This window comes from Rathayibacter tanaceti (assembly GCF_001634385.1).
In the GTDB taxonomy this organism is placed as follows: Bacteria; Actinomycetota; Actinomycetes; order Actinomycetales; family Microbacteriaceae; genus Rathayibacter; species Rathayibacter tanaceti.
Genome location: NZ_LIIN01000113.1, coordinates 1 through 9,519, shown reverse-complemented (window position 1 = coordinate 9,519; position 9,519 = coordinate 1). Strand labels below are relative to the sequence as shown.

The following is a 9,519-nucleotide window of genomic DNA, read 5'->3' as shown; positions in this document are numbered from 1 at the left end:
ACTTCTCTCCTGATCAAGGAGCTCGGTCGACCAGATAGCGGCGCCGTGGAAAGAAGTCCTCGGACGCGAGCACTTAGTCTGGCCTAACTGGCATACCGCTCACCTCGTACGGAATAACGCGAAAATCGACGTACGGGTAACTAAGGACAAGCAGGCGAAAATTGGAACTAGCGGCATCTTGTCTCGGATGTGAACGCGGCGCGACACGATGACATCGAGGACGCATGCCACCGCAGGAGAGAACCAGACGCTTCCGGCGAACGAAGCACACCACCACTGCGCGTTACAGCCACCACCAGCGCCGCCGAGAACAATCTGCTGATAGTAGTGTGCAGACACGTATACTGCCACCGCACAAGTGGGCAAGAGAGTAATTGACCCAAGCAATGCGGTGACTCTTCGGAAGACCAACCAGCGACTCGAGGACATCCACTTCCCCGAAAAAACCATAATCAGGGCCACGGCGAGTAGGATTTGAAATAGAACCTTGAATCCATATTCAAGCAGAGCACGGCCTAATAGAGGAAGGCATGTGTAGTACGCGACTGGCGCCCACGTGGGGTATAGGGCGACGAATGCAACGCCTAACCCGACGACGGCGATCGCGGGTACAACAAGACTGTCAGCTCGACTCGACGACTTCACGATCGTAGTGTCCAGCTACGTCCCGCTGCGATCAACGCGTCCGCTCAAGCTCTGCCGACGGTATCGGCCTCTGTCGTCCGGACTGCGGCGCGAGGCGCTCCTGTACCGACGGCGCCCGGGGCCCGTTCACCCTTCAGGAGAGCCGAGGCCGCACTACCGTCCCACAGTGGCCACGCTTCGGTGAAGACAGATTTTGCTACTGCCACCGCGTGAGTGCGGTGTGAAAACCTACTGAGTAGAAGCTGCTTCGCGGCCCGCCCCGGATCAGCATTGATACTAAGCATCATGGGTGCGAATAATGGCATCGAGTCGCTCGGGATTCGACACAATCAATCGAGCAGCGAGCACATGACCGACTGCCTCCGCACGGAGGCATCGATAGAGAACTGATTTGTAACGCGTCTGACTTCTTGATGTGCGTTCGTGAGTACTCGCCAGAGCTATCTGGCCAGAACAACGAGCCAGGGTCCCCACTTCGCTGGCCAGCGTCTCGAAGCTCTTCTACCGCTTGAACAGGAACTCGACAGAATCAAAGATATTTGACTTTCCGACAGCATGACGACCAACATACCTGGTGGAGGCATGGTAATCCGTGCCACTGCGGCGCGCCACACCGATCGACACCCCGTGGACTTCCTGGCGTTCGCCGCAGGGCATCCTGCGGCACCGGGCCAGTACCCTCCCGCAAACCGCTGTGGAGCTCTTACGGACGACCCTGCCTCTCGCGGGTCGCACGGCAGCTGTCCCCGATCACGCCGCAGGGCCCGTCTCCTCCCTCCTCGTTGCACAGAACCCACTGACGACCCTCGTGACGAGTCGCCACGGCACCGTGAATCCGCGGTCCTCCGCGAGAAGGCGCCCCGCTGAGCGCTCAGCCCGCCGCGCGGCGCAGGGCGTCGTCCACGGAGGAGCGGACGAGGCTGGAGAGGAAGAAACCCGGCTTCTCGATGCCGATGCCCGCCAGCAGATCGGCTGCCTGGTCGACGATCGCCGTCGAGAACGTGGTCGCCGTCGAAACGGCCTCCGCGTAGGCGGCGCGGTCGGCCTCGGTGATCGTCACCGGCTCGCCTCCCATCTCGACGACGAGGGCCTGGGCGATCGGCAGCACCGGGCCGGGCGCCGAGACCGCGAAATACGTCTCGGCGAGGCGGGCGAGATCGAGGCTGGTGCCGCTGAACGCCATCGCCGGATGCACGGCCAGCGGGATGACTCCCGAGGCGAGCGCCGGCGCCAACACGCCGTAGCCGTGCTCGGGCGCGGTGTGCAGGACCAGCTGTCCAGGCTGCCAGGCACCGGTCGCGGCGAGTCCCGAGACGAGGGCCGCGATCTCCGATCCGGGAACGGCGACGATCACGAGCTCGCTGCGCTCCACCAGATCGGGGATCGCCAGGACCGGCACCCCCGGGAGCAGCGCATCGGCGCGCTCGCGGCCGGTCTCACTGGTGGTCGCGACGCCGATGACGGCGTGCCCGGCGCCGGCCAGCGCGGCGCCGAGCACCGGACCGACTCGGCCGGCGCCGATGATGCCGACGCCGAGGCGTCCGTCCCGGCGGTTCTCAGGCATACGGGTCCCCCTCCGGAGCGGGCCAGGTCACTGGTCCGCCAGCACGCCGCCCCCACAGGTGGCTGGCATCGCGCCCGGCAGCGCGCACACCCGAGACCGCGAGGCTCTCGAAGAACGCCAGCGCATCGACGACACTCATCACGGGCACGGTCGGAGTGACGGGTCCGGCCACGGTGTGCACGCGCGCCGAGGCCAGCCCCAGCAGCCGCTGCAGCGGACCCTGCTGTACGCCGATGCTCTGCATGCGCGCCAGCGGCACCACGGCGACCCGCCGCCAGACCGCCCCGCTGCGCAGGATCGCCGCCTCGTCGGTCAGTCGGTAGCCCGTCCTGCGGAAGGAGAAGGGCCGCAGCCACACCGCCGAGCGCGGTGCGCGGGTGAAGCCGGCCGCGTCACGGTGCCGCAGCGCGTCGCCGACCGGCGTCGACTCCGCTCCCTCACGCGTACCGGGCAGCAGCAGGCCGAGCACGCGCTCGACGGCCGCGAGATCGCCGACCGGGAGGATCGTGGTGTTCGGCTCGCCGTTCGCTCCGCGCGATGCGGCGTGGCCCGCGCGATCGATCTTGACCTGCCACCAGCCGAACGGGCGCCAGAGCAGCGGCTGGGTGATCTCGACCGCGTGGATCCGGCCCGGGGGCAGCGTGTCGCTGCTGGTCGAGAGGACGCCGTAGCCGACGCGCACGCCGTCGGGCGTCGCGGCGATGGAGTAGCGCAGCGAGCGCACGAACTGGCGGACGTAGTAGCTGCCCGAGCCGATCAGGCCGGGCAGGATCGCGAAGAGCACGAACGGCGAACCGTAGACGGCGACGAACACGACGGCGGCGGCCGACGCGGCCAGGAACAGCGTGAATCCGCTGAACACCAGCGAGCCGAAGAGCCGAGACGGCGGGATCGAGACGACCGATTCGGGCGGCGAGTCGTCCACCGGCTCGCCGAACTCCTCCAGTCGCCGCGCGAGGAACCCGCCGGAGGGCCCCTCCCCGGCGACGGCCTCACGCTCGCGTACCCCGGAGGCGAGTCGCAGGATGTCACGCCGCAGGGCGTCGACCAGGCGCGACCCGAGGTACGAGAGCTGCACGTTCGCGTCCTGCCCGGCGACACTCACCTCGAGCTTCGCTGCGCCGAAGAGCCGGGCGAACAGCGGCCGCTGCACCGCGATGCCCTGGATCCGGTCGAGCCGTGCCCGACGGTTGGTGCGGAAGAGCACGCCGGAGCGGACCTCAACGACCTCTTCGGTGATGCGGAAGGTGTGCATCCGCCACGACAGCCAGAAGGCGAAGACGGCCACCGCGAGCCCGACCGCCACCACGAGCAGCGCCCAGCCGACCAGCCCGCGACGCAGCAGCTCGTCGACGGGATCTCCGCTCTCGAATCCCTCCGGCCCGGGCAGGAAGAGCTCGACCAGGCGCTCGCGGAGGTTCGTGACGATGATGCCGAGCACGACGAGCAGGCCGATCCCGCCCTTGAGGACGGGCGTGGCCGGATGGAGACGGTGCCACTCGCCGTCGGCGAGATCGGTCTCGACCGCCGGGGCGGCGGGCTCGGTCACAGGCCGGCCCGACGCGACTCGGCGAGCTCGACGAGCCGGTCGCGGAGCTCCTCGGCATCGCCCTCGGTGAGCCCCGGGATGCTGACGCCCGTCGCGGCGGCGGCAGTGACGAAGCGGAGGTCGGCGAGGCCGAGCGCCCGGGCGAGCGGCCCGCGGTTGACGTCGATGAGCTGCATCCGACCGTAGGGCACTGAGACGAAGCGCTGGAACATGATGCCGCGGCGGAAGAGCAGATCGTCATGCCGCAGCAGGTAGCCGTACGCCCGAGCCCGGCGCGGCGCCACGATCAGGAGGGTCGCCGCGAGCACCGCGGCCGCGAGCACCAGGATCCACGCCCAGTCGACCCCGACCAGCAGCAGCACCACCGGCACCGCCAGGAGGACGACACTGGACACGACCGCCGAGACGACTTCGACAGCGACGTACCGCGGCGAGACCCGCCGCCACTCCCCCGCGACCTCCAGCCGGTCCTCGCTCCGCGAGCGGGTCTCGCGGCGGGTCTGGCGAGCGCTCTGCGCCGCATCCTCTGGCTGGTCGGGCATGGTGTCGTCCTCCCTGCCCGCATCCGATCGGGTGTCGGCGTCAGGCGTGGTTCACCTCGCCGACGGCGCTGTCGTCGTCATCGCTCGGTGGGATGGTGCACAGGTGCTCGGCGACCAGGCCGGCCACCAGCAGCACGAGCGCGCCCACGATGGTCGCGACGTCCTGCCACACGGAGCCTAGCGAAGGGATCGCCCTGCTCAGGAGGTAGACGAGGACGCCGCCCGAGGCTCCCAGCAGCAGTGCGCCGACGTGGCTGGACGCTTTCGCGAGCACCACCACCCGCATCGCCCGGAACGGATCGATCGGCCGGCGCACTGCTCCCGTGGTCGCCCGGTGGATGGGGATCGCGAAGCCGAGGACGACGGCGCCGACCACGACGAGGGTGACCGGCACGGTCAGCGGAGGGATGATCACGGGCCGGCCGGCCGCGGCGATGGCCAGGTCCAGGAGGAAACCGACGACGGCTCCGGCCAGCCCGAGACCGAGGAGGGTGCTGATGCGGGTGCGCCTCACGGGGTCCTGCTCTCGGGGTCGGAGTCGCTGCGCCGTGTCCAGGACAGCGCCGCGGCGTGGTCGGTCACCCGGTCGGTCGCCCGCGCGCGCAGCTCGGCCACCGGTCCGTGGCCGGGCAGCACCGCCGCGGGCTCGATGTCGAGCCAGGGGTCGAGCACGAAAGCGCGCTCGGCAGCCCGCGGGTGCGGGAGGGTAAGGCGGGCGTCGTCGCGGAGCACCCCTCCGACCGCGATGACGTCGATGTCGAGGGTGCGATCGCCCCAGCGCTGCTCGCCCTCGCCGCGGAGGCGTCCACCGGCCAGCTCGATCGCCGCAGTCGCCTCGAGCAGGTCGTCCGGGTCGAGCGTGGTCGAGCCGGCGACCACCGCGTTGAGGTAGCCCGGTGCGTCCGCGTCGACGCCCCCGGGCTTCCACGCCGGCGACTCGACCACTTTGGAGACCGCCTCGATCCGCAGACCGGGAGTCGTCGCGAGCGCCCGCACCGCCTCCTCCAGGTGCGCGAGCCGGTCGCCGAGGTTGCTGCCCAGAGCCAGCACCACGTGTCGCGCCGGGGCCAGACGCTGCTGCCGCGGCCTCACGAGCGGGCCCTCGTGATCTGCACGGCGACGTCCTCGAACGGCAGCGGGATCGGGGCGTCCGGCTTGTGCACGGTGATCCGCACGACGTCCGCCGCCGCGAAGCCGAGGGCGACGCGCGCGAGGCGCTCGGCCAGGGTCTCGATCAGGTCGACCGGATCGCGGGTCACGGCGTCCGCCAGCGCGATGGCGAGCTCGCCGTAGTGCACCGTCTCGCCCAGGGCGTCGCCCTCAGCCGCGGCCGCGGTGTCGAGCCAGACGGTCGCGTCGATCACGAAGTCCTGGCCGTTCTCGCGCTCGAAGTCGAAGACGCCGTGGTGGGCGCGCACCCGCAGGCCGGTGAGGGTGATGGAGTCGCGCAGGGCCAGGGCGGCGGAGTCGGGCACGGTCACGGGGTCTCCTCCTGGAGTCGGGCGGCGAGCGCGAGGGCCCGGGCGGACGAGCGGACGTCGTGCACGCGCACGCCCCAGGCTCCGTGCTCGGCGGCGAGCAGACTCAGCATCGCCGAGACATCGTCCCTCTCGGCGGCGGACGCGCCCGCGGGGGCGAACGGAGCGAGGAAGCGCTTGCGCGAGTGCCCTACCAGCACCGGGAATCCCAGTGCCACGATCGCCTCGAGGCGCGCCAGCAGGGCCCAGTCGTGCCCACCGTTCTTAGCGAAGCCGAGGCCCGGGTCGAGCACGAGGCGGTCGTCACGGATCCCCGCCGCGCAAGCGGCGTCCGCGCGGCGCTCCAGCTCGTCGCGCACGTCCGTCACGACGTCGACGTAAGAGGCGAGGCTGTTCATGCCTGCGCTGTGACCGCGCCAGTGCATCGCGATGTAGACGGCTCCGCGCTCCGCGACCAGGGGCAGCATGGCCGGGTCGGCGAGTCCGCCGGAGACGTCGTTGACCACCACTGCTCCCGCGTCGAGCGCGGCGCCCGCGGTGGAGGCGCTCATCGTGTCGATGCTGACGCGCACGCCCTCTGCGGCGAGGGCCCGCACCACGGGCAGCACGCGGCGCTGCTCGGCGGTGGAGTCGATACGCACCGCGCCCGGGCGGGTGCTCTCACCGCCCACATCGACCAGGTCTGCGCCGAAAGAGGCGGGGCCGTCGCCGACCGCCCGGGTCATCTCAAGGCCGTGGCGCACCGCGTCGTCGAGCGAGAGCCACCGGCCGCCGTCGCTGAACGAGTCCGGAGTGACGTTGAGGATCCCGAGGAGCGCGGCGCGTCCGGCCGGGACGAGGTCGGCGACGGAGGAGAGCACGTCACTGCCCCCGCGGAGCGCCGATCAGCGCGACGATCTCGGCACGGGCGGCCGGCTCGGCGAGCGAGCCCCGGGCGGCGACCGTGACGGTGGAGCTCGCGGTCTGGCGCGGTCCGCGCATCCGCACGCAGCCGTGCTCGGCGTCGACGACCACCAGCACGCCCTCGGGCGCGAGGCCCTCGACGAGGGCATCGGCGATCTGCTCGGTCAACCGCTCCTGGAGCTGCGGGCGGGAGGCGACCGTGTCGACCACCCGCGGCAGCCGGCCGAGCCCGACGACGCGCTCCCGCGGCCGGTAGGCGATGTGCGCGAAGCCCAGGAACGGCAGGAGGTGGTGCTCGCAGACCGAGCGGAAGGCCAGATCGCGCACGATCACCGTCTGGTCGAGTGCCGACTCCTGCCCGCCCTCGACCACGGCGAACGTCTCGGTCAGCTGCTCGGCGGCGTCAGCGCCGAACTCGCCGAAGAACTCCTCGCAGGCCTCGGCGACCCGGCGCGGGGTCGCCGCGAGACCCTCGCGACCCGGGTCGTCCCCGATGGCCGCGAGGATCTCGGCGACGGCCGCCTCGATGCGCGCCTTGTCGACGGGCACGCGCGCGCTACGCCGTCGCGGGGCGCGGGTTGATCAGCGGCGGGCGCTTCGGCGCGACCTCGTCGGCTCCGGCCGAGGTGACGCCTCCGTCGGTGGCACCCGAGTCGATCGGAGCCTTGGCGACCGGGACCGCGATGGGCGGCAGATCGGACAGCGGACGCTTGTCGCTCGAGAGCCACTGCGGGCGCTCGTCGATCTTGCGGACGTCCTTGAAGATCTCGGCCAGCTGGTCGTGGTCGAGGGTCTCCTTCTCGAGCAGCTCGGTCGCGAGCATGTCGAGGATGTCGCGGTTGGCGTTGATGACCTGCCACGCCTCGTCGTGCGCCTGCTCGATGAGCTGGCGGGTCTCGGCGTCGACCGTCTCGGCGATCTGCTCGGAGTAGTCGCGCTGGTGTCCCATGTCGCGGCCGAGGAACATCTCGCCCGAGGACTGGCCCAGCTTGACCGAGCCGATGTTCGCCGACATCCCGTAGTCGGTGACCATCTTGCGGGCGATCGAGGTCGCCTTCTCGATGTCGTTCGAGGCTCCCGTGGTCGGGTCGTGGAAGACAATCTCCTCCGCGACGCGGCCGCCCATGGCGTAGGTGAGCTGGTCGAGCAGCTCGTTGCGGGTGGTGGAGTACTTGTCCTCCAGCGGAAGCACCATCGTGTAGCCGAGGGCACGGCCGCGCGGGAGGATCGTGACCTTCGTCACGGGGTCCGTGTGGCGCATCGCCGCCGCAGCCAGGGCGTGGCCGCCCTCGTGGTAGGCGGTGATCAGCTTTTCCTTGTCGCGCATCACACGCGTGCGGCGCTGCGGCCCGGCGATGACGCGGTCGATCGCCTCGTCGAGCGCGCGATTGTCGATGAGTTGCGCGTTGGAGCGGGCGGTGAGCAGTGCGGCTTCGTTGAGCACGTTCGCCAGGTCGGCTCCGGTGAAGCCCGGCGTCTTGCGGGCGACGACCTCGAGGTCAACTCCACCGGCGAGGGGCTTGCCGCGGCCGTGCACCTCGAGGATCTTCTTGCGGCCGAGCAGGTCGGGGGCGTCGACGCCGATCTGCCGATCGAAGCGGCCGGGGCGCAGCAGCGCCGGGTCGAGGATGTCGGGCCGGTTGGTCGCCGCGATCAGGATGACGTTCGTCTTGACGTCGAAGCCGTCCATCTCGACGAGGAGCTGGTTGAGAGTCTGCTCGCGCTCGTCGTGACCGCCGCCCATGCCGGCGCCGCGGTGGCGGCCGACGGCGTCGATCTCGTCGACGAAGATGATCGCGGGCGAGTTCTCCTTCGCCTGCTGGAAGAGGTCGCGGACGCGGCTGGCGCCGACTCCGACGAACATCTCGACGAAGTCGGAGCCCGAGATGGAGTAGAAGGGCACGCCTGCCTCACCGGCGACTGCGCGGGCGAGCAGGGTCTTGCCGGTTCCGGGAGGGCCGTAGAGCAGGACGCCCTTGGGGATCCGCGCGCCGACGGCCTGGAACTTGGCGGGCTCCTTGAGGAACTCCTTGATCTCGTGCAGCTCCTCGATCGCCTCGTCGGCGCCCGCGACGTCGCCGAAGGTGACCTTGGGCGACTCCTTCGAGACCAGCTTTGCCTTCGACTTGCCGAACTGCATGACGCGGTTGCCACCGCCCTGCATGCCCGAGAGCATCAGCCAGAAGAAGGCGCCGATCAGGAGGATCGGCAGGAGGAAGCCGAGCGCCGACAGGAACCAGTTGGTCTGCGGGACCTCGTCGTTGTAGCCGTCCGACAGGTTCGCCTGCGTGACCGCGTCGACCACCTCGGTGCCGCGAGGAGCGACGTAGTAGAACTGCACCTGGGTGCCGTTGTCGCCGTCGGCCTGCGCCAGAGTGAGGTCGACGCGCTGCTCGCCGTCGACGATCTTGGCCGACTGGACCTTGCCGTCGTTGAGGAGGTCGAGACCCTCCTGCGTACTGACCGGTCGGAAGCCGGACATCGTGATCAGCGAGGAGCCGATCCACACCGCGACGATCGCCAGGACGACGTAGAGGAGAGGACCCCGGAAGATGCGCTTGACGTTCATGAATGTTGCGGGTGCGACACCCGGCGCCTTTCTGACGAGGAAATGTGAGTGACAGGCTACCTCCCGCTCTCTGAGCGGCGCCCACGCGTTCGCCCTGGGCCGAACGGTGTCGGATGGCGGGGATGCGGCGGGCCGCATCCCCGCTCGCAGTCGGCTTCTCGACGGGGTGCGTTCCGCAGAGCGGGTCGCGTCGGACTGCCGAGAAACGCTGGCACGCGTTTCTCGGTCCGCGTCCTCTGCCTTGCGGGGCCAGGGCGGGCGCGGGGGCG

At 70.1% G+C, this 9,519-nt stretch carries 9 protein-coding genes; all 9 read right to left on the bottom strand.

Going from position 1 to position 9,519, the window contains the following annotated elements:
* Nucleotides 1-1,516: 1,516 nt before the first annotated feature.
* The 9 genes from ACH61_RS12255 to ftsH are packed head-to-tail and all read right to left on the bottom strand — an operon-like array spanning nucleotide 1,517 to nucleotide 9,250.
* On the bottom strand, nucleotides 1,517-2,209 hold the full coding sequence (locus ACH61_RS12255; protein ID WP_068212411.1) for a Rossmann-like and DUF2520 domain-containing protein: 693 nt from the start codon (nucleotides 2,207-2,209) through the stop codon (nucleotides 1,517-1,519).
* On the bottom strand, nucleotides 2,202-3,758 hold the full coding sequence (locus ACH61_RS12250; protein ID WP_068212409.1) for a PH domain-containing protein: 1,557 nt from the start codon (nucleotides 3,756-3,758) through the stop codon (nucleotides 2,202-2,204). Before ACH61_RS12250 ends, ACH61_RS12255 begins: the two co-directional genes overlap by 8 nt.
* Nucleotides 3,755-4,300 carry a PH domain-containing protein gene (locus ACH61_RS12245; RefSeq protein ID WP_082845240.1) on the bottom strand — a complete coding sequence of 182 codons (546 nt, stop codon included), beginning with the start codon at nucleotides 4,298-4,300 and terminating at the stop codon, nucleotides 3,755-3,757. The genes ACH61_RS12250 and ACH61_RS12245 overlap by 4 nt, the downstream gene beginning before the upstream one ends.
* Nucleotides 4,301-4,340: 40 nt before the next feature.
* On the bottom strand, nucleotides 4,341-4,814 hold the full coding sequence (locus tag ACH61_RS12240; protein WP_068212407.1) for a DUF3180 domain-containing protein: 474 nt from the start codon (nucleotides 4,812-4,814) through the stop codon (nucleotides 4,341-4,343).
* Nucleotides 4,811-5,392: a 2-amino-4-hydroxy-6-hydroxymethyldihydropteridine diphosphokinase gene (gene folK / locus ACH61_RS12235; protein WP_068212406.1), complete on the bottom strand. Its 582-nt coding sequence runs from the start codon at nucleotides 5,390-5,392 to the stop codon at nucleotides 4,811-4,813. Before folK ends, ACH61_RS12240 begins: the two co-directional genes overlap by 4 nt.
* Nucleotides 5,389-5,781, bottom strand: a complete 393-nt coding sequence (folB, locus tag ACH61_RS12230; protein WP_236713670.1) for a dihydroneopterin aldolase — start codon at nucleotides 5,779-5,781, stop codon at nucleotides 5,389-5,391. The genes folK and folB overlap by 4 nt, the downstream gene beginning before the upstream one ends.
* On the bottom strand, nucleotides 5,778-6,638 hold the full coding sequence (gene folP, locus ACH61_RS12225) for a dihydropteroate synthase (RefSeq protein ID WP_068212405.1): 861 nt from the start codon (nucleotides 6,636-6,638) through the stop codon (nucleotides 5,778-5,780). The genes folB and folP overlap by 4 nt, the downstream gene beginning before the upstream one ends.
* A 1-nt stretch (nucleotide 6,639) precedes the next feature.
* Entirely contained in the window at nucleotides 6,640-7,230 is a 591-nt protein-coding gene (gene folE / locus ACH61_RS12220) for a GTP cyclohydrolase I (protein WP_068212404.1), read from the bottom strand.
* A gap of 7 nt (nucleotides 7,231-7,237) precedes the next feature.
* Entirely contained in the window at nucleotides 7,238-9,250 is a 2,013-nt protein-coding gene (gene ftsH, locus ACH61_RS12215; protein ID WP_068212403.1) for an ATP-dependent zinc metalloprotease FtsH, read from the bottom strand.
* Between the last annotated feature and the right edge of the window lie 269 nt (nucleotides 9,251-9,519).

Coding starts and splice junctions, on each gene's coding strand:
- ACH61_RS12245 (WP_082845240.1), bottom strand. CDS start 4,300: ATGCCCGACCAGCCAGAGGATGCGGCGCAGAGCGCTCGCCAGACCCGC.
- ftsH (WP_068212403.1), bottom strand. CDS start 9,250: ATGAACGTCAAGCGCATCTTCCGGGGTCCTCTCCTCTACGTCGTCCTG.
- ACH61_RS12255 (WP_068212411.1), bottom strand. CDS start 2,209: ATGCCTGAGAACCGCCGGGACGGACGCCTCGGCGTCGGCATCATCGGC.